At 47.3% G+C, this 17,864-nt stretch carries 20 protein-coding genes and 2 pseudogenes; 6 read left to right on the top strand and 16 right to left on the bottom strand.

Features of this window, described 5'->3' with window-relative positions; translation table 11 throughout:
* Positions 1-29: 29 nt before the first annotated feature.
* The 5 genes from D8682_RS01120 to D8682_RS26995 form a co-directional block, all read right to left on the bottom strand.
* Positions 30-398 carry a hypothetical protein gene (locus D8682_RS01120; RefSeq protein ID WP_121813244.1) on the bottom strand — a complete coding sequence of 123 codons (369 nt, stop codon included), beginning with the start codon at positions 396-398 and terminating at the stop codon, positions 30-32.
* Positions 398-646 (bottom strand): hypothetical protein, encoded by a 249-nt coding sequence (locus tag D8682_RS27010; RefSeq protein WP_238392768.1) that lies wholly within the window; start codon positions 644-646, stop codon positions 398-400. The genes D8682_RS01120 and D8682_RS27010 overlap by 1 nt, the downstream gene beginning before the upstream one ends.
* Before the next feature lie 18 nt (positions 647-664).
* A complete protein-coding gene (locus tag D8682_RS27005; protein ID WP_238392767.1) occupies positions 665-1,117 on the bottom strand; it encodes a hypothetical protein in 453 nt (150 codons plus the stop codon).
* 8 nt (positions 1,118-1,125) lie between these two features.
* Positions 1,126-1,461, bottom strand: coding sequence for a hypothetical protein (locus D8682_RS27000; protein ID WP_238392766.1), 336 nt, complete (start codon positions 1,459-1,461; stop codon positions 1,126-1,128).
* A 533-nt stretch (positions 1,462-1,994) separates the two neighbouring features.
* Positions 1,995-2,636, bottom strand: coding sequence for a M23 family metallopeptidase (locus D8682_RS26995; protein WP_238392765.1), 642 nt, complete (start codon positions 2,634-2,636; stop codon positions 1,995-1,997).
* Positions 2,637-2,921: 285 nt separating this feature from the next.
* Between D8682_RS26995 and D8682_RS01110 the strand changes: the two are divergent.
* Positions 2,922-3,403, top strand: a pseudogene (locus D8682_RS01110) (hypothetical protein).
* Between the two features lie 210 nt (positions 3,404-3,613).
* On the opposite strand, the gene D8682_RS01105 reads toward D8682_RS01110, so the two are convergent.
* From D8682_RS01105 to D8682_RS01085, 5 genes and pseudogenes are all read right to left on the bottom strand, one after another.
* Entirely contained in the window at positions 3,614-4,024 is a 411-nt protein-coding gene (locus tag D8682_RS01105; protein WP_121813210.1) for a type II toxin-antitoxin system HicB family antitoxin, read from the bottom strand.
* A gap of 28 nt (positions 4,025-4,052) precedes the next feature.
* Positions 4,053-4,232: a type II toxin-antitoxin system HicA family toxin gene (locus D8682_RS01100; protein WP_121813209.1), complete on the bottom strand. Its 180-nt coding sequence runs from the start codon at positions 4,230-4,232 to the stop codon at positions 4,053-4,055.
* Positions 4,233-4,542: 310 nt separating this feature from the next.
* Positions 4,543-4,779, bottom strand: a complete 237-nt coding sequence (locus tag D8682_RS01095) for a plasmid partition protein ParG (RefSeq protein ID WP_121813208.1) — start codon at positions 4,777-4,779, stop codon at positions 4,543-4,545.
* Positions 4,780-4,831: 52 nt separating this feature from the next.
* Positions 4,832-5,449, bottom strand: a complete 618-nt coding sequence (locus D8682_RS01090) for a ParA family protein (protein ID WP_071700969.1) — start codon at positions 5,447-5,449, stop codon at positions 4,832-4,834.
* A 1,146-nt stretch (positions 5,450-6,595) separates the two neighbouring features.
* A pseudogene (locus D8682_RS01085) lies at positions 6,596-7,385 on the bottom strand (site-specific integrase).
* Positions 7,386-8,059: 674 nt separating this feature from the next.
* On the opposite strand from D8682_RS01085, the gene D8682_RS01080 reads away from it, so the two are divergent.
* The 3 genes from D8682_RS01080 (at position 8,060) to D8682_RS01075 (ending at position 9,497) form a co-directional block, all read left to right on the top strand.
* Complete coding sequence (locus D8682_RS01080) at positions 8,060-8,770, top strand: hypothetical protein (protein WP_121813206.1); 711 nt, start codon at positions 8,060-8,062, stop codon at positions 8,768-8,770.
* A gap of 87 nt (positions 8,771-8,857) precedes the next feature.
* The gene (locus D8682_RS26595; RefSeq protein ID WP_162302955.1) at positions 8,858-9,028 is read left to right on the top strand and encodes a hypothetical protein; all 171 of its coding nucleotides are present in this window, start codon (positions 8,858-8,860) and stop codon (positions 9,026-9,028) included.
* A complete protein-coding gene (locus D8682_RS01075; RefSeq protein ID WP_121813205.1) occupies positions 9,018-9,497 on the top strand; it encodes a peptidase M14 in 480 nt (159 codons plus the stop codon). The genes D8682_RS26595 and D8682_RS01075 overlap by 11 nt, the downstream gene beginning before the upstream one ends.
* Positions 9,498-9,567: 70 nt before the next feature.
* On the opposite strand, the gene D8682_RS01070 is transcribed toward D8682_RS01075, so the two are convergent.
* Positions 9,568-9,756: a hypothetical protein gene (locus tag D8682_RS01070; protein WP_121813204.1), complete on the bottom strand. Its 189-nt coding sequence runs from the start codon at positions 9,754-9,756 to the stop codon at positions 9,568-9,570.
* 218 nt (positions 9,757-9,974) lie between these two features.
* Between D8682_RS01070 and D8682_RS01065 the strand changes: the two genes are divergently transcribed.
* A complete protein-coding gene (locus tag D8682_RS01065; protein ID WP_238392764.1) occupies positions 9,975-10,541 on the top strand; it encodes a DUF2971 domain-containing protein in 567 nt (188 codons plus the stop codon).
* A gap of 269 nt (positions 10,542-10,810) precedes the next feature.
* On the opposite strand, the gene umuC is transcribed toward D8682_RS01065, so the two are convergent.
* Both umuC and umuD read right to left on the bottom strand, forming a co-directional pair.
* The gene (umuC, locus tag D8682_RS01060) at positions 10,811-12,070 is read right to left on the bottom strand and encodes a translesion error-prone DNA polymerase V subunit UmuC (RefSeq protein WP_121813243.1); all 1,260 of its coding nucleotides are present in this window, start codon (positions 12,068-12,070) and stop codon (positions 10,811-10,813) included.
* 9 nt (positions 12,071-12,079) lie between these two features.
* Positions 12,080-12,499 carry a translesion error-prone DNA polymerase V autoproteolytic subunit gene (gene umuD / locus D8682_RS01055; protein ID WP_121813242.1) on the bottom strand — a complete coding sequence of 140 codons (420 nt, stop codon included), beginning with the start codon at positions 12,497-12,499 and terminating at the stop codon, positions 12,080-12,082.
* Positions 12,500-12,868: 369 nt separating this feature from the next.
* Between umuD and D8682_RS01050 the strand changes: the two genes are divergently transcribed.
* On the top strand, positions 12,869-13,813 hold the full coding sequence (locus tag D8682_RS01050; RefSeq protein ID WP_121813241.1) for an ArdC family protein: 945 nt from the start codon (positions 12,869-12,871) through the stop codon (positions 13,811-13,813).
* A gap of 309 nt (positions 13,814-14,122) precedes the next feature.
* On the opposite strand, the gene D8682_RS01045 is transcribed toward D8682_RS01050, so the two are convergent.
* The 3 genes from D8682_RS01045 to D8682_RS01035 are packed head-to-tail and all read right to left on the bottom strand — an operon-like array spanning position 14,123 to position 17,321.
* Positions 14,123-14,650 carry a phospholipase D family protein gene (locus tag D8682_RS01045; RefSeq protein ID WP_121813240.1) on the bottom strand — a complete coding sequence of 176 codons (528 nt, stop codon included), beginning with the start codon at positions 14,648-14,650 and terminating at the stop codon, positions 14,123-14,125.
* Positions 14,643-15,389: a MobC family replication-relaxation protein gene (gene mobC, locus D8682_RS01040; RefSeq protein WP_121813239.1), complete on the bottom strand. Its 747-nt coding sequence runs from the start codon at positions 15,387-15,389 to the stop codon at positions 14,643-14,645. The genes D8682_RS01045 and mobC overlap by 8 nt, the downstream gene beginning before the upstream one ends.
* A gap of 9 nt (positions 15,390-15,398) precedes the next feature.
* Entirely contained in the window at positions 15,399-17,321 is a 1,923-nt protein-coding gene (locus D8682_RS01035) for a type IV secretory system conjugative DNA transfer family protein (RefSeq protein WP_121813238.1), read from the bottom strand.
* Positions 17,322-17,864 lie beyond the last annotated feature (543 nt).

Genomic DNA, 17,864 nt, shown 5'->3' with positions numbered 1-17,864 from the left:
AACTCCAGAGGCTGCAGCTCGCTCAGGTTTTAATGCCATAAAAGTCCAGAGAACGCTGAGTGCCTTCCTTGCTTAAAATGTACTTTTTGTTTTTCCAAAGCCCTGTTTTTTATCAAGATAAACCTCTTCAGGTAATGCTTGCCCCGGTCCGTACCCGTTAGTAATGACATCAACAGAGAACAGACAAAGCCAAGTATCCGATAGTGGATATTCTTGCGTTCAGGAGGATGAAACATTTTTAATGAAATTACTTTGCATCCTGATATGGTCGCCAAATAATTACTTGAAGTGATTTGATTAAATAAATTTTCATTGAATTTATCCGGATTAGCGATCTCCGGGGTTATTCCTCCTGAGGAAAAAAAAGGGATTACCATCAGCAGTAATAATTTTTTCATCAGCCTCTCCTTAGCTGGTCTGATTCGGGCTTCTCGTTGACCGGGTTATTATCGCTGTCCGGGAATTTCTGCTCGGTGAGGACGGCTATCGCGCTGCCGTAGACGCAGCAGCGGGTATCAAAACCATTCAGCCCCTGATAGCGTCCGTTATCGATCTGACTTGGCAGATTAACGGCGCGCTGGCCCGCCAGAAAGCCTGGCTGCGGTAGTAAATCTTTATCCTGCTCTGTCGGGGAGTGACGCTGCACCGCTCCAGCACGTGATCGTTATCGGCGTAGGGGGCCATATTCATTGAAACCCAGTAAAACCCGCACTGCTGTGGCCGCCTCATGGAGGTCGCTGCTGACGTTATTCCGCCACCGGATAATGTTCTCCGGGACGTGGTTTTCGGTATCAGACAGGTGATTGTCGGTGTAGCGAAGGGACTGTTGTGCATACAGACGACTGTATTCATTTATCAGGGTGTTCCTGATATTTTCCGGGCATGCTCGCCCCCTGAAGCTGAAATAATTGAAGTAGTTTTCAGGGTTAGTAAGCTGTAACAGGCCGCGCCCGTACCACGGGTGGTACCAGATGTTGTAGCGGCGGATGACCAGACGCGTGCGCGGGTCTGTTTCCGTATAGCGGTACCTCCATCGACCCCAGCCAGCCCGTTTCCTGAATGCCGTTCCCAGGAAGCAGGCGATGCGCAGCGGGGTGGTAATCAGGTATTTCTGCATTGCCCTGTTCATGTGCGTACGGATATTGTCCGCGACGCTGCCGGCACCGTCCGGTAGTTGTTGATGGCCTCCCAGCGGTAATCATTCCGGCCAGCCGTTCTTAGCGCGTTCCGGGGAATGAGCTGTTTCAGTTCTGATTTGCTTAGCCAGCAACACTTGCGGAAATGGGTGATGAAGGTTTGCGGATGGAAATGCCACAGCCTGCCGGTGCCGTGTTCGCCGGTATCAAAGCACAGCGCTGAGGCATGACTTTTCAGCCGTTCATAGTCTTCTTCAGACATGGCAGGAACATCGTCAGAGCCTGTTTTTGAGCCAGGCATAGCGCTGGTCAAAGGTGGCAGCATTCCACTCCAGCGGAAAAATGGCAGACCAGCCGGCAGCTCAGGTCGCTGAAATGCCCGCTGTCCTGTAATCCGGCGATAGGGGGGAATTACACTGACTGTTGTTGTCCGTGTCATCGTCCACCATCCGCCACCCCGTCCAGTGCGGGAAGTCGGCATCGCTGAATTTTTTGATGTCAGGGAGGCCAGATTGACCATGCCCGTTCCGCCGGGAAAGCTGACGGTACGCCACAGTGGGCATCAGCAGGAGTCAGGGTTTCATGTTCAGTACTGATGACCCGGCCGAAGCGGAGGAGTTCGAACCCGGCAGACGAATTCTGCGGGTACAGGCGTCTGGCAGTCCGGAATAAGTTTATTCATACTTCCCAGCAGTATTTTGGCTGTTATCAAGCGGATTAGCATCGGCATTCACCAGCATCTCCCCACGGTGTCAACCATGCCGGCGTGGTGGCATTTTGCCTGCGGTGAGCATTGTGCAGTCGCCTTTCCGAAGGTCATGCTGACGAAGAGTGGTTCCGTGGTGGTATGAACTGCGTTCAGGCGGGTCGTGTCCGGTGAAGCTGCGTCAGGTACCGGTGCGTAAAAGGGGTGCCGGGCGGTAGATAAAAATGGATATCGCCGTAAAGGGTGTCGGTTCTGCCGTCACGGGTGATATCGACTTCAGGCGTGGTGCGTCCGGTCAGTTTCAGCATGTTCTCGTCGTCACAGAACACCTGAAAATGGAAGGCATTCACACCGTCCACCATACCATTCATCCCGATAGGGTCTTTACGCCAGATTCTGGCACCCTCTGCCACTGCCGGGTCCAGTCGGTCGCGAAGGTGCATATACAGGGAATAGAAAACAATACTGCCGCTGTCACCTGAACCTATGGAGGTTTCATGTTTCAGCAGCACATATCCGTTATCAGTCTGCCCGTTGTAGTTCAGCGGGAATGCATCGCGCTTATCCGTTCCTGATGGCTTACGGAAAGAGACCACCACACCATCAGCAATCGCCCGGACCATTTCCGGGTGGTGGGTTTTGTCGCTATGGGTGACGTGTACACCACCATGCCAGGAACCATGCGCATTGAGTGGGAAGCTCCGCGTTGCGTCGATGGGAAGCATACTGTTTACCCATGAATCCTCACTGTCACCAGCATTCTGTTCACGGATAAAGGGTGGGCTGATAATCATGATGACTCCCTGTCTGTATGGCAATGCAGGGAAATCCCTGCTTTTCGTATGACTAACTACGATAGCGTACTGAAAGGCCTGGATAAAAGGCAAAAAAAGCGACTATGTCGTGAGTGGCAGGTAATGCCAGTAATGATTCACTTTCCGACAAAGAAGAATCTGCCTCCTTGCTATACAGTTTCCCTCATAAATTATTCGATGCGGTATTTTTAACAAAAATGGTTATCGCATATAATGACTTAATGCTAATGTACGCATACATTAGCATTAATAGAGGTTGAGATTATGCGGAATGAAACGAAAGAGGCCATGCGTATGTTCTTGGGCGGTAGATGTTACACGGCGGAAAACCTCGAACGAGATATCTTGCCGAAATGGTCGGGTACAGTGACGACCGCTGGGAAGCGCCGCAGCGTGCCGCACGTCTGGCGGCGGCGGTAAAGCGTTACAAAACCTCGCAAATGCTGTGTTTTATTTTTGCCACCGTCGCATACGATCCCGACCCAGATCTAACCCCGCTGGCCGTGAAGCGGCTATGTAATGCCCTCTTCGGCAGAACGGGGAGCCAGTGGCTGATTGTGGAAATTTTCGGGGATACGGGGCGACAACGCCGCAGCGACGATAGTAGCCCGGAGGCCGTGGAAAAAATGGCCGCCATATATCGCCACGAAGCCAGGCGGCACTGGTCTGAAACGTTGGCAACGATTGAGCGGGTTAAGCGTACCTATAAGGAGGGGGTCAGGGCATCTAGGAATGGCGAGGACTGATCATCTTTAACTTAATGCTAATGTATGCGTACATTAGCATTAAGTTATTGTGCCAAACGTACAATAATTCTCGATATCCAAACTGACCCCTAGAACAGTGTTACATGCCGCTACGTGGTGCCTCCTTCTGTAAGGAAAGCAAGAGCCGAGGTTTGGGGTGGAAGCAAAAAGGTTGAAAAGCCCACGATGAGTGGGCTAGTTCTCTGGCAGTTAAGCTGTTCTTGCAATCCTTTCTAACGCGACTTGAGCAAGAAAGCCCGAGCGGGTTTTAAACTCGGGATGTGTTGCTACACAGCGATCAATCCGGTCAATTAGAGATTTAGGCAGTGTTACGTTAATTTTTTCTGAGCCGCCAAGTAAGCGCGTTACGTCAATATCAACGACAGCCCAGGTATAACCGGCAAATTCTGGATCTTTGGCCAGCGCACCAACTGATGAAACGGCTGGAATATCCCCTCCCATTTCAACCAGCAATTCAATATGACCAGTGATCGCTTCTTTGGCATTAGCAATCGCTTCTTCCATCGTATCCCCAGCTGAGAAACAACCAGGTAAATCAGGCACTGTCACACCATATGCATGTTGTTCGTCGCCTGCTTCAATCGCAATTGGATATAACATAATTTAAGCCCTTATGATGAAGCTGGGATTAAATCCCAGCTTGTTTCCTGATGCTCTTAACCGTTTTAATGGGTAAGTCCTTTTTCGGGTGCTGTATGGTTACCAGTCCCGGTTTTGTCGGGTGAGTAAAGTGATGATGACTTCCATTTACTCTTACCAGTATCCAACCATCTTCCTTGATTTCTGCAATTAACCTTCTGCTATCCATCGCTATTCTCTGTTGTGTCCTGATGCAATAATTATAACCCTGACAACCCCAAGGTACAAAGTTTTTAGGGTTGTCAGGGTTATTTTTATCTCTTAGGATTCTGTGCAGTTATACATTTCGTCCCCACACTTATCCCCGGTTTCTGTGGATATTCAACATGTAGTATTCCAGGCAGAGACAACCAATACCATATGTTGTGTTCGTCACGCAGCCGTTATTTTTTTTGCCCAAGCCTTAAGCCGAGTAAAAGATATAAACCCAATTACTCAATTACTCAATTACTCAATTACTCAATTACTTAATTGAGTTTCTATTCGTTGTCTTTTAGCCAGGCGTCGGTAAGTTCATTCATAACGTCTGAGATAGAGACTCCCTTCCTGGCACATGCCGCTTTTAATCGTTGGTGTTTATCTTCTGGCATGTTGAAGTTGATCCGCTTCTGAATAGCTACTGGTGCGCTTGAAATGACTTTATCTAAGTCGCGGTTTTCACCGAACGTCATAACCTTATGAGTGGAGCTACCACTATTCTGTTTATTTAACGCCATGTTTTTACTCCAATACTTATTTACTCATTTGAGTTTATGAGTAAATGTGTTTTTACGCAACAATTTTCAGGATTTCAGCGGCGAGTACATCAATTTCACCTTTGGCCGCGCCATCATTGGTATCGAAAACGGTTTCACCATCTAGCACAGACTTAACGTAACTCTGTCGTTGAGTTATTGCTGTTTTGAACGAAGCAATGCCCGTTGCTGCAATGCTTTCCCGTAAAACGCTTAACATGGTGGCTTGTTCAATTTTTCGGGTAATAAGGAACCTACATTCTACTGGACGATTATAGGACTGTGCCTCCAGAACACTTATTACTGCACCAGATGCTGAGAAATCTAAAGGTGACGGTGTCACCGGTATAATTACCAAATCACTGACCATGACAGCCGCAGCGGTAATGACAGAAAGCGCCCCAGCCCCGTCAATAATCACATATGGATAATCAGTTAATTCCTTCCTTATTGTGTACACGTCTTTTTCTGATGCGACTGTGAATACATCAAAGTTGGCTTTTTCAGCCTTATTCCAGTTTGCCAGGCTTTGCTGTGGATCTGTATCTACTACAGCCACCTTATTATTTCTCGCAATACAAGTAGCAATGTTAATAACGCTTGTTGTCTTGCCACTACCACCCTTTGGGTTCAAAAAAGAAATAACTTTCATTGCGCTCCCCTTTTTTACTCATATGTGTTTATGAGTGTTTGTGTAATCACTCTAGCGTACTATCCTGTATGTGTAAATGATGAAATGTGTATTTACTCATATGAGTAAATGCGCATTTAATGGAGTTATGCATAAACGAGGCTTTGGCCATAAAATCATGACCAAACTGAAATCTTGTTTTTGATAACAAATAAGCAACATTAAATGCAGGCATTTTGGGAAAGAAAACGTGATCTTTTGAGGCGTTCACCCCGACATTGTAACGAGTGCTCTTGGCGTGGTGCGTGAAAGAGGCAATATGTTAACTACTGGAGGAAATAAAATGTTAAAGGCCGTGAAGCGGTTAACTCCACGGCCTTACTTACGTTTCCGTCAGCTTCAGAAGAAGATGCGGATCAGCTCTAAAACCACGATAGCGGCTTTCAGAACCATGATGATTTTATCAATCATGCGTCTCTCCAGTTAAACTGGAGGAGGAACACCGTTACTTACTCATACACTGCCTGTTGTAACGGTTTCTTCATTGTTAGATGTAGAGCGTTCTCCTCCTGCCAGAGCACTGAAACAGCACCACCTGTTGTTCAGCCAGGACTTTCAAATCGTTCATACCCGCTAAAGCCGGGTTTAAGGGCAGGAAAGCGACAATACAGAGCTAACCTGCTGATTATATAACGGGCCATGCAAAAACTGCCATCACTCTCTTGAGTATTGCCTGAGTATTACTCGAGTATTGACAGGCAAAGCATGGGGCATATAATTAGAGACGTTAGATGTAGAGCGTTCTCCTCCGGTCAGAGCACCACTCCGAACCGGAACCGTAATTAAACCCGACCTCACCAGTTGGGTTTTTTTACGTCTGAAAGGCGCTCACAATCCCGCCACTGCAACTATTATCTCGGTTATTGATTTTCCCGCAAGTATTGATTTCATTGAAAAATTAAGGTTGTGACAGGCCGGTTTTCGCTAAGTCCACGCCACGTAAGGCTTGTGACACTTGTCAATGGGAGGCAAAAAAAATGATATTTTTGATCGGCGCTGATTTCTTAAACGCCATTGAAAGCCAGCCCTTTCAGTAGGGGAGGTATGGGCCGGTATGTTTCATAAGAAAAGAACGTTTGCAGCACGTCAATAACAAATTTCCCGTCTTCATCCCTTGAGCAATTGCTTTGCAGTCTGTACATCGAGCGTAAAATCCAGCCTCCTTCCCGCCAGTACATCGAGCGCCATCACCCTGGAATACACTTCAGTACTCCGGGCGTAACGGTGGCCCATCAGCGACTGAAGGATCATATCGGGCAGACCATGCATTTTCAGATGCATGGCAAAGGAATGACGCAGGGTATGCGGCGTGACCGGAATTGAAAACATGACACCGTCACGCTCGGCCCGTGTCACGGCGGCGGTTAACCAGTTAATCGGGGTCTGTCTGGAGGATACATCCCAGATGGGCTGATGCTTGATACGGGGTTTCCAGGTGGCGATGTACTCTTTGATACGTTGTTCATAGGCGGTATCGAGCACCGGCACCAGGCGAATGGCGGGTTCGGGCGGCTTATCATAGCGCGGGTCGGCTGGCGGTATCTCCTCTGTGATTTTCGGCCTGCCGGGTTTGCGGCTGGCTTCCCGGCCACGCTGTTTCAGGGTGCGTAACACCACCACCGGCTTACCACTCTCCGATATAAAATCCGCAGGGCGCAGGGCCAGTGCTTCATTGAGTCGTGCGCCGGTATTCCAGACGGTATCAAAATACGTGCGCTGGCGCAGATCGTCGAAGTAACTGAGTAACACGGCCACTTCCGGGCGAGCAGGTATTTCGGTAATCCCGCCCGAGGCTTGCGGCCAGATCACGTAATGACCGCGCATCCGCGAGCGACAAATAACCATTCCAGGCGTCGCTACGTGAAATCTGATTCATTTCGTGGGCTATGAGGCTCAAGTATTTAATCTCCGCATCTTCAGTTTGACGGCCTGACGCATCCGGGGCGTGGCCCGGATTTGTCCAGCCCCTCAGTATCCCGGAAGCCCGTTCCGGGATACTGAGGGGCTCCGGTAAAAATCCGGTTAGTTATCCTTGCTACTAAGGGTGACGAAACCGCCAGGCGCTGCCGGTGCCGTAAAGTATGCCGTAAAGCGACACGCTGTCCGATCACAATAATTCGGATTCTGGATTTTCAGAAAATGGACATTTTTTCCGATAATGCAATTTGGCCTGGTAAAAAGTTTCTGGCCGCAGAGAAATATGGCGCGGAGGGACAGGAAGGAGGGCGGCAAAACACTATATCTGGTAGCGAAGGTAGCAGTACGAACCACTACATGTTGATTATCCACAATTTCAGGGGATAAGTGTGGGGAGGAAATGTATAACTGGACAGAATGCGCTGTATGTCCAATCCGGGGCGGGAATTAAGAGAGAAGGGTTCCGGTGCCTGGATCAAGCCCGAACGCAGACACCGGAGCGCCAGTAACGACGCCCGGCTATTTTACCGTAAAGCGCCCCAGATCGCGGGAAATCTTTTCCGAAAACAGATCGTCAAAGCACACTACCCCGGCAGAGATATTCGCAGTAAAATACGCAATACATTAATATAATTGCGAACAGATGGCGTCTAAATGAAAATTGATTTCTTCGAATGTAATTACTTTCATCAATTGAACAGTTTTAATATTGAATTGTATACAATAAAAAACTTTCATAACCACAGTGAGTCTTACTGGCAAACTGTTGAGGAGGATGTAAATAACTCCATGATGGCTGAAATTAAAGACGCAGATACAGAAGATCATGAGAATATTGTAGATGCCTATGTAGAAGATCTCATCAATGCACAAAGCACAGCACCAAGATTTCACCGTGAAACCATGCTTGTATCTCTATATTGCCAGGCTGAATACACTCTTTTAGAATACTGTTCGTGGTTTAATCAGGATGTTATGGGCAAGGATTCTAATTTTGACAAACTGAGCAGACACGCCGTGCTGGATAATATTTCCCGGTATATGCAGGATGTGATGGGGTTTGATTTAACATCATTCAAAGATGAGTGGGAATATTTAAAGAATATTAAACTTATCAGAAACCGGTTAGTGCATTCGAACGGAAAGGTTGGAAAAAAACCCATGAAAATAGAATCGTTTTGTGAGCAGAACGTGAATTTCAGAATCCAGAATGGATTTATCGTTCTTTGGAAGGGGGCAATTGATGATGCTATTAACGTGTTAATGAAATTATTGCATAAGCTGGAGAATGAAAATCAATTGTTCATAGGAAGACATCAGGAAAAATTTGGGGCTTTTGAACACACGGGATTCAATAACGTTTGACAGATGCTGCACCTGTTGGAAGCGTTTAAACCAGTCGCGGTGCGAGACAGTGAAACAAAGGGAGCACAGGAATGAAGATGAATAAAGATGAATAAAGAAGACAATCTGGAGAACTGCCCGGACTGCGGCGAGGATATGCCAGGCAGTAAAATCCGCTGTACGCGCTGCCAGCGGCAGCACGACGACGAAAATACGACCGAGGCCGATTATCGCGCTATAATTATCACAGGAAAGTATGGGGTAACAGATGGCCGTTGAGTGGGTGGATGTGGCTGATAATGCCGTAAAAATCGGATTGGGTTCGTTTATTGCTTTGCTTGGCGGTGGGTTAACGCTGAAGTTAACACAGCAGCACGAATTAAAGAAAGACACGACAACACAGGAATTAAAAGAGAAAGAGAAAAAGACTGAGCGCTATATAAAATTTCTGGCATTGTCTCAGTCTCTCATGCAAACCTATTTATATAAACAGTGTGAGGCTAATGATGAAGGTTATCTTGAATATTTACGCATACATAATGAAATAACAATCACGTCGAGTCTTGTTATCAGAAAAGCAGCGTTTAAATTACAGTATGATGTTTCCACGTATATTCTTTATAACAAAGATAATGATCCAGATCTCATTGAAAATTTAAGAGAAGTGTCGAGGGATTCTGTGTCAATGTTTCAGGCTATTGTGAACGAAGAACTGTGTAACGGAAAGTTTGGGCGTACCAGTCAGTAGTACTGGACAGATTATCGGAGTGTCCAATATCAAAGGGAAAAGCCGATGGCGCGGCTATGACTAATATGCGTCATTCCCCACGACGGCGCTCATGTTGCAGGCGCTCCCTATATGCGGGATCGCTTTCCCACAGCTCAGTGACCTTCTCCACATCAGAAACAGGAAAACTTTTCAGTTGCACCTGAGCTGAAAGGCTACCTGCTTTTGCGTGTGCGAAAAACCATTCCAGGGATGACAGACTATTTCCTGTATTTTTCATAGGTGTCTCCATAAAACCTTCTGTTTTAGAAGAACAATTATATGTTTCATGAGTGCCGGAAACGTGATGCAGATTGTGCGGTGGACAGAAAGACCTGAACGTCCAAAATGGTAGAGAGTTTGACGGTCAGAAGGCAATCACTGAGGAGGCTGGATGTACGTAGGAGTCAGTTAGATTATACTCTCGACACCTCCTCGTATGAGTTATAGTAGGATCTGATGCGTATATATCATTACACTGATTTGAATGGACTGAAAGGAATTATAGAAAATGATTGTTTTTGGGCGACAAATTTTTATTTTTTGAATGATGCTCAGGAGTTACAACATGGAATGCAATGCATAGTTAGCTCATTGGAATATCTTAAAGATGAATTTAGTGGCAGAAGTCTGAAATTTATCCGAGATGCGATGACAAAATTTGAGCTTTTCGAAGCTAGACATATGTATAATATTTCATTTTGTCGTGACTCTGACCTGCTCAGCCAGTGGCGGGGATATGGTGCAAAACAAGGTGTTTGCTTAGAGTTTGAGAGCGAAGAGCTATTCGAATCGCTTAGCTTTAGTGAATGTGCATCTATTTCAGGAGAAGTGATTTATACAAAGCCGGATTCCACTCCGAAAGCTAAATCGAAAATAACTGATTTTTTCAGGCGAGAGGATATTGCGAAGCTTATAGCAGACGACCCGTTTCACGAAATAATATATTCTGCTGATTTTGCAAGAAAAGCTACTCCATTTTTAAGCACGAAAGTTTCAGTGAGGAAAAGGAGTTCAGAATTGTGATTCAACCAATAAATAGATTGAACAATGTAAAGGTCAGGGTCAATGATTACGGGCTTATTCCGTATTTAGAAATTAAAGCAAAAACAAAATTGCCATTGAAAAGCGTGAAAATTGGCCCTTGTAAAGATAAATGGTTAATGACTGAGGGAATACAATTTTTGCTTCAGTCCAAGGGGTATACCGACATTCCATGCTCCTATACTGAAACCCCATACAGGGGTTAAAGGTAAGGGGGCATGGGCAGAAACACTGGGATGTCTAGTATTATCCTATTTTATTGCTGCCGTGGGGAGTTCCTGCCAGTTCGTTGTCCAGCGTGGAGAAAGCATTTCGCGTTTCATTTGCCAGCCCTTGTTTATCCCTTGACCTGCAAACCAGATTTTCCCAAGGCCAGTATCGTTTATGCGATCAATTACGCTCATCAGCTGGGCGCTGTTGGGTCTGGGCGGGGTTTCATCAAACATATCTATCTGACCGGGACGCGGAACAAAATTATTGAGCATGATGCCCGCCTTTTGATAGCGATAACCCGGTCGCCAGATTCGCTCTAAAGCCCGCATTGCTGAGGCGATGATGTCTCGAGTGTCCTGGGTGGCAAGTATCAGCGTCTGAGTAGCTGAGTTGCTGTAATACGGGTCGGTTGAAAAAGGACTGGTACGTACAAATACCGTGATGCTTCTGCAATATTGCTTTTCCCCGCGCAGCTTCACGGCAGCCCGTTCTGCATACTGACAGACCGCTTCTCTCATTTGCTGCTCTTCAGTGATGCGTTCGCCAAAACTGCGGCTACAAATGATTTGCTCTTTTGCAGGTAGCTCATCGATGGATATACATGATATGCCGTTAAGTTCTCTTACGGTGCGTTCAACCACCACACCGAAGGTCTTACGAATAAAGGCCAGGTTCGCATCGGCGAGCTGAAGGGCATTTTTCATCCCCATGGCTTCCAGTCGAGCGCTGATTTTTTTACCGATCCCCCATATATCGCCTACCGGTGTCAGAGCCAGCAATTTTCTCTGGCGTAAACGCTCAGTCAGAACAACTACGCCTCTCGTAGCTGGCCATTTTTTGGCAGCATGATTGGCGAGTTTGGCCAGTGTCCGGGTTTGTGCAATGCCAATCCCGCAGCTCAGGCCGGTATCTCTGTAAACCGTTGCCTGGACCCGCTTACCATACGCCTCTAGGGACTCACAGGACTCGATACCGGAGACCGTCAAAAAGGCTTCATCGATTGAGTAAATAGTCAGTTGAGCCGCGAGACTTTCCAGGGTGGCACATACTCTGGCGCTCATATCGCCATACAGAGCATAATTTGAACTAAAAACGGCAATATCATGTTGTTTTATCAGAGGCTTAATCTGGAACCATGGCGCACCTCTTTTAATGCCGGTTTGTTTTGCCTGGCGATTGAGAGCCACGCAATTTCCATCGTTGTTTGACAGGACAATGACCGGCTTATTTTTCAAGTCAGGTCGGAAAAGTTGCTCACAACTTGCATACATCGCATTGATATCACAGAGTAAATACATGTCAGTTCCTCACAGAAAATCATGGATGCTGTGAGTGACCACGCCGAATATTTCCAGTTCATCAGGGTTAACGTAAATCGGGCTGTAGGCCGGGTTCATTGGCATCAGACAAAGGCGGGGGTGCAGCATGAGGCGCTTAACCGTAAATTCGTTCTCGATGGCCGCAATTACGATACTACCGTGAACGGGCTTAATAGCGCGGTCAACTATCAGCAAATCGCCTGACAAAATGCCACATTCAGCCATCGAATCACCTGAAGCACGGACATAGTAAGTCGCTGATGGATGCCGTATGTAGTGCTCATTCAGATCCAGTGACGAGTCTATCCAGTCTTGCGCTGGACTGGGAAAACCAGCAGAACACGAATTTCCGTAGAAGGGCAGAGCAAGGCGGAGATTGTGGGTTGGGGTGATAAGCTCTGCTTTCATGGCAATAACTCAAAAAAATACTGTGAATATATACAGTGTAATTTATTCACCTCGTTTATCAAGAGGTGTTTCCAGAACATCCCTTTAAATCATTGCAGTCAAGCCCCGCCGGGCATTCCACACTCATAACGATCAACTTCAAGGGCTTTCACCTGCGCGGCATAAGGGGCGCTAAGTCCGGGTATGCACATAGTCACATTCTCCTGTGTTGCCTTTCTCCTTCGTATCAGCTTCCGGTAATCGTTCCCCGTCACAACCTGGCCCGCAAGGGTGTATGAACGCTACGCGCCCTGGCTGGCCAGAACGATTCAGGGGCGTCGAACCGTCAGGCGATACGAAGACGAAATTCACACTGACGGAGAAACAACCATGACTATGAATCTGCATACCCAGACAAGCGCCCCTAATACCGCACCGGCGACCAGCGTATCCCCGCTGGAGCAGTCAGGCTCCTCAAAAACGAAATTTTCTAAAACCAAAACCGATATATATCAGACTGTCACTAACAGCATCATCGAGGCGTTAGAAAAGGGGGTTAAGCCGTGGGAATGTCCATGGAAACGTCACGGTGCGGTGTCAGGCATTCCATCCAACTTTGCCACTGGCACGAGTTACAGCGGGATGAATATTATGCTGTTGTGGTGCAGCGCGTCAGGGCAGGGTTTTACGGATTCCCGCTGGTTGACTTACAAACAGGCTCAGGAGTTGGGCGCCCAGGTTCGCAAAGGTGAAAAGGGCACAACAGCTATTTTTTATAAGACGATCGAGAAGGAAACCGACGCGGGGGACGTTGAAAAAATCCCTATGTTGAAATCGTTCACCGTGTTTAACGTCGCACAAATCGACGGTCTGAAAACCGGCACCGAAAATGAGCCGCAGGCGGTGAATGAATTTGACCCATTGCCGCAGGTTGAAACCCTTTTCCAGCGTTCTGGCGCGAAAATAACAGAGCGTGGTCAGCAGGCATTTTTCAGACCGGCAACTGATGAAATTTATTTGCCTGAGCGCCACCTTTTTGTTGATGCCGCGAATTTTTACGCAACGGGTTTACATGAACTGGTTCACTGGAGTGGGGCGAAAAGTCGTTTAAATCGTGAAATGAAAGGGCGATTTGGTTCACAGGATTATGCATTTGAAGAACTGATCGCGGAGCTGGGCAGCGCGTTTTTAATGGCTGAGTTGGGGGTGACGGGGGAAGTGCAGCACGAAAGCTATATTGCTTCATGGCTGGATGCGTTGAAAGGTGATAAACGGTTTATTTTTAAGGCCGCCAGTGCCGCCTCTAAAGCACACCGTTATTTGATGGATATCTGAGGAGGGAGCGTTATCCACAAATCCACATGAGAAAAGCCAGTGAGCTGGGAGGCAACCAGGCCACCCCAGCGAACGGGAGCGCCCGGAACGGCGGAGCAAGCCGGTCCGGGTCGATTGTGGGGTTGTGGGTAACGCGGGAGGGATAAGTGAATTGTTTAAATTTTCTGAATGATGACAATTCATCGCCACATTTTCATAAGTGGATGAATTTAAGCTTTTCATGGTGTCGCCGGTTGCCGCTGGCCAACGTCTTTCAGCGGCGACCGGCGACAAACAAATGCCCTGAAAACATCAAATAGTTTGATGCTTTCAGTAACGGTCTTTTAGGGGATCTGACTCGTCCCACAACCGGTTAAATTCAGTCTGATAAGTTTGCGCCAGCGCCGGTGCGTTTTGCACGAAAAGCGCATTTTCTGCGTTGCGCTTTTGAGCGCTGGCCGTGTAATTGAACGATCCCGTTTGTACCGCATCACCATCAACGACCATAAATTTATTGTGCATGATGGCGTATTGCGCATCGAGACGTACCGGAACACCCTGGTTCGCCAGGAACGTCACGGCGGTGTATCTGTCATTGTTGGCCTTTTCATCGGCCACCACCCGGACAGACACCCCGCGATTTTTAGCTGCGACGAGTGCCGCCGCGACCGGCTTGCTGGTAAAGCTGTAAGCGGCAACATCGACACGCTGTTGTGCGCCATTAATGGCGCTTAAAACGACCTGAAGTGCGCTCTGACCGGATGAAGGGGAAAAACCCACTGATATTTCCGGTACAGAACTGGCAATAACGGGCGTGACCATCGTGATGGCCAACACGCAAAAGAGATATTTACGCATAGTGAATTAACTCCAGATTTTTTAATTCTTCCGTTGTATAGATGCGGAAAACGTTGCGGTGTTTTTCTTCAAGTGGCACATGCTGATTGTTAACAATCACATGTTTTATGGTGTCAAAAAGAAGCGTCAGGGCGCGTTTTTTTTGCTCGTCCGGGACGACATAAAAAACGTGCATCCAGTGCTTGTTTGTTCTGGCCAGTAAATGGCTGGCCATAATGGACTGATAGCGGGCTTTGGTTTTCAGACGGCGTTCCGTTTCAATCGCAATCACTCTTCCATCAGGAAGGGTGATTAACCCGTCAGGCCGATGTTTTACGTTGTACTGGTTGAGGAAGGTGGAGCGATCACCATTAATCCATCCTGCCGCCCCTTTTTGTTCAAGCGTCAGACGGGCAAGTTGATTATCCAGATGGTGGTCGAGTGACCAGCCTGTCAGCCGGGAGGGTTCGAAGCGGGCTGGAAACGTTTTGTCATCCGGGTTTAATACAACAGCTATGCCGTCACTGGTGATGCCCCATAATGAAATTTTAGCGGCTCGACTCTCAAAGATATATTTCTGAATCAGCCCCATTTTTTCAATCTTTGACAGCAACCGTGACAACGTAGAGTGATTTTTGAATTTAAAAAGAGTCATCATTGTTTTGAAATCGCTGTAGGTTTCCTCTTTGAGAAAATTCAGCAGGATTCGTATTTTTTCATTGTTACGCTCGCGGCGATCACTATGGGTATTTAAAAGCATTACGCCTCCTTAGAAATCCAGCAGAGAATTTTTTGTCTCTTCTTCTTGCGGGTTATCCGCTTCGGACTCAGCATTTTCCAGCTTCGCTGCATTCCATTCATCTTCATGGGGGGCGAGTATGTGAATGGCTTCGCCTGGTTCGCCTGATTCGATTTCGGGAAAACCGAGAGTGGGTTTTTCAACTGGCGGTTTTTCTTCTTCATCAAAATCCAGCGCTTGTTTTACTTCCGGCACAGCAAGGGCAAGAGAAGGAGCCAGCGTGTAAATTTCCAGTGGCTGTTTTTTCACTTTTAAAGGAGAGATCATTGAGGCGAACGGAAGGGCTGTGGCGGTGAAAATATAACTCACGAATTTAGGCAGGTTTTGCAGCATATTTTCATCAATAAAATAGCGGTCTGCCTGCCTGATGGTTCGTTCGTCATCAATCTTTTCGACCAGCATTTCAGAGGTTTTAGCTTTACGGCTTTCATCATCAACCAGAATAGTGCCGGACATTCTGGCTACCCACTTTGCCGTATCCGGATCTTGCAGTTTATACACCAACTTAAACTTACAGTTTTCCACAACCGCGCCAACCACAGCATCGCCATTTAAATCTGCGGGGCAGTCTCTTAAATCCGCAATGGACTGATGCGCCATAATAATGTGAACACCTTTATCGCGTGCTGCCCCTAACCCTTCAAGCGAGGGTTTAGAAAGGTGGTATTTCACTTCATCTTTAAAAATAGCGATTGGGCGAGGATCACCTGTAATACGGTCACGAAGTTCGGCAAGCTGGAAAAGACGAACCAAAATCATACGCTGTGCGGTGATGATTTTAGAGTTACGCATCGAACCGATGACGTAACAGCACCCACCGTTATCAAAAATCGTTTTTAATGAATAACCACCTGGTGCGTTAATGCTATTAAGCAGAGCGAGTTCTTCAGTTTTTCCATGAAAAGCCTTAATGGTTTCGCCAATTCCCTGCACATATTCGCTGTTGTACACATCGCGAATTGTCGCATCGGGATTGTTGGCCACAAATTGAGCCGCCAGCCTTGCCGCCTTGCGATCATCGATACGGTAAAAATCGGCAGCCTCGCCTTTTTCAGCCAGGCTGAAACCGGCGACAAAAAGTTCCTCTAAATGGTCAGGGGTGATACCGTCAATTAAATTGAGCTGATACTCCCCTTTATTCAGGTCAATCAGAACAAAAGGTTTACCTGCATCGATACACGCCTTTTTATACAGGTGTGGTGCCCATTCATCATTTTTGGGGTCAAGAACGAAAACACCTTCATCGGCTAAAATACTTTGATAAAGCAAAATACCGGTGATCACACCCTTACCGGCACCCGTGGTGCCGATAATGTCAGCATGTTGTGTCTGCCAGTCTTTTAAAGGAATGTATTGCGGGTTATGGTCGCGGTCTAAACCAATGAAAATTCCTTTTTTCAGGTCTATATAATCTGCGGGTTCATATTCAATGGACTCAGGTAAGAGATCTTTGATTTTTCTGACATCGGTTCTGACATCTCTTTCAAGGCTGGTTTTTTTAACCAACTTACGTTTAACTTTATCCAGTTCGGGAGAAATCAAACGTCTTAAAAATATATGCATGGCTAAACCCGCCGCTGTAAATGCCAGCAAGATCCCCCACGTCAGAACCGGAACGTTTACTTCCTCCCTGCCCGCATAGATGCGTTGCAAAAACCAGATCGGTACGGGTGCAATTGTACCGAAAAGGAAAAACAGCATGGATGAACCAAATATAAACTTCTTCCAGAAAGGGGCTTTTTGATGCTCGTCTTGTTTCAGCGAAAAAATGAATGGCAGCATCAGACCAGAGAGCAGCGCTAAAATCATCTGGTGCGTCTGCAAAAACCAGAAAACCCATAAGGCACTATTGACTATCGGTGATAGCAAATGGCTCAGGCGATCGAATATCACGATATTCTCCTTTTGCACTTCTCGGCACATTCTCTCGGCACGGATATTCGGCACTGACCTCGTGCCGAATATCCGTGCCGAGAGAATTGTTAAAATGAAGGTGGACGCTTTGCGGCCATGATCGCGGAGGTATACTTCCGCGATCTAACGGAATGCGCCATTTCATGCGGGCTGAACGCCCTCACTCCATGTCGCAAGGGGGTAATGTCCGGGCTGAACGCCCGGCCAAAACCCCCGAAAGTCAAAGGCGGCACACCGTCTTGCGCTACGCGCGACCACCCCCTTTAAGACGCCTGTTTTGACCCTTTTCTTCTCTTTGGTCGTTCCTCCCAAATCGAATTAAAGGGAACCAGGCTTTAAAGGGGGTGGTCGCGCCACGCTACCGGCTTTTGGCCGGAGACTCAGGCCCGACGGTGTGCGGGGCAAGCCCCCCAAATAAACCGACGCGTGGGCGCGTCTTTTTGCTCGCTGGGGCGGCAAAATTTATTCGGCTCCCCCCGGCCTGTTCAGTTCACTTTGGGTGAACGTTCACAGGTGCGTTTG

It is taken from the genome of Buttiauxella sp. 3AFRM03 (genome assembly GCF_003675305.1).
In the GTDB taxonomy this organism is placed as follows: Bacteria; Pseudomonadota; Gammaproteobacteria; order Enterobacterales; family Enterobacteriaceae; genus Buttiauxella; species Buttiauxella ferragutiae.
The sequence above is the reverse complement of the archived record's forward strand: the minus strand, read 5'-3'. Positions and strand labels throughout refer to the sequence as shown.

Excerpts from the sequence above, each read along its gene's own strand:
- D8682_RS01120 (WP_121813244.1), bottom strand. The coding sequence starts at position 398 with ATGAAAAAATTATTACTGCTGATGGTAATCCCTTTTTTTTCCTCAGGA.
- D8682_RS27005 (WP_238392767.1), bottom strand. The coding sequence starts at position 1,117 with ATGCAGAAATACCTGATTACCACCCCGCTGCGCATCGCCTGCTTCCTG.
- D8682_RS27000 (WP_238392766.1), bottom strand. The coding sequence starts at position 1,461 with ATGCTGCCACCTTTGACCAGCGCTATGCCTGGCTCAAAAACAGGCTCT.
- D8682_RS26995 (WP_238392765.1), bottom strand. The coding sequence starts at position 2,636 with ATGATTATCAGCCCACCCTTTATCCGTGAACAGAATGCTGGTGACAGT.
- D8682_RS01105 (WP_121813210.1), bottom strand. The coding sequence starts at position 4,024 with ATGTTATATCCAATTGCGATTGAAGCAGGCGACGAACAACATGCATAT.
- D8682_RS01100 (WP_121813209.1), bottom strand. The coding sequence starts at position 4,232 with ATGGATAGCAGAAGGTTAATTGCAGAAATCAAGGAAGATGGTTGGATA.
- D8682_RS01095 (WP_121813208.1), bottom strand. The coding sequence starts at position 4,779 with ATGGCGTTAAATAAACAGAATAGTGGTAGCTCCACTCATAAGGTTATG.
- D8682_RS01090 (WP_071700969.1), bottom strand. The coding sequence starts at position 5,449 with ATGAAAGTTATTTCTTTTTTGAACCCAAAGGGTGGTAGTGGCAAGACA.
- D8682_RS01080 (WP_121813206.1), top strand. The coding sequence starts at position 8,060 with ATGAAAATTGATTTCTTCGAATGTAATTACTTTCATCAATTGAACAGT.
- D8682_RS26595 (WP_162302955.1), top strand. The coding sequence starts at position 8,858 with ATGAATAAAGAAGACAATCTGGAGAACTGCCCGGACTGCGGCGAGGAT.
- D8682_RS01075 (WP_121813205.1), top strand. The coding sequence starts at position 9,018 with ATGGCCGTTGAGTGGGTGGATGTGGCTGATAATGCCGTAAAAATCGGA.
- D8682_RS01070 (WP_121813204.1), bottom strand. The coding sequence starts at position 9,756 with ATGAAAAATACAGGAAATAGTCTGTCATCCCTGGAATGGTTTTTCGCA.
- D8682_RS01065 (WP_238392764.1), top strand. The coding sequence starts at position 9,975 with ATGCGTATATATCATTACACTGATTTGAATGGACTGAAAGGAATTATA.
- umuC (WP_121813243.1), bottom strand. The coding sequence starts at position 12,070 with ATGTATTTACTCTGTGATATCAATGCGATGTATGCAAGTTGTGAGCAA.
- umuD (WP_121813242.1), bottom strand. The coding sequence starts at position 12,499 with ATGAAAGCAGAGCTTATCACCCCAACCCACAATCTCCGCCTTGCTCTG.
- D8682_RS01050 (WP_121813241.1), top strand. The coding sequence starts at position 12,869 with ATGACTATGAATCTGCATACCCAGACAAGCGCCCCTAATACCGCACCG.
- D8682_RS01045 (WP_121813240.1), bottom strand. The coding sequence starts at position 14,650 with ATGCGTAAATATCTCTTTTGCGTGTTGGCCATCACGATGGTCACGCCC.
- mobC (WP_121813239.1), bottom strand. The coding sequence starts at position 15,389 with ATGCTTTTAAATACCCATAGTGATCGCCGCGAGCGTAACAATGAAAAA.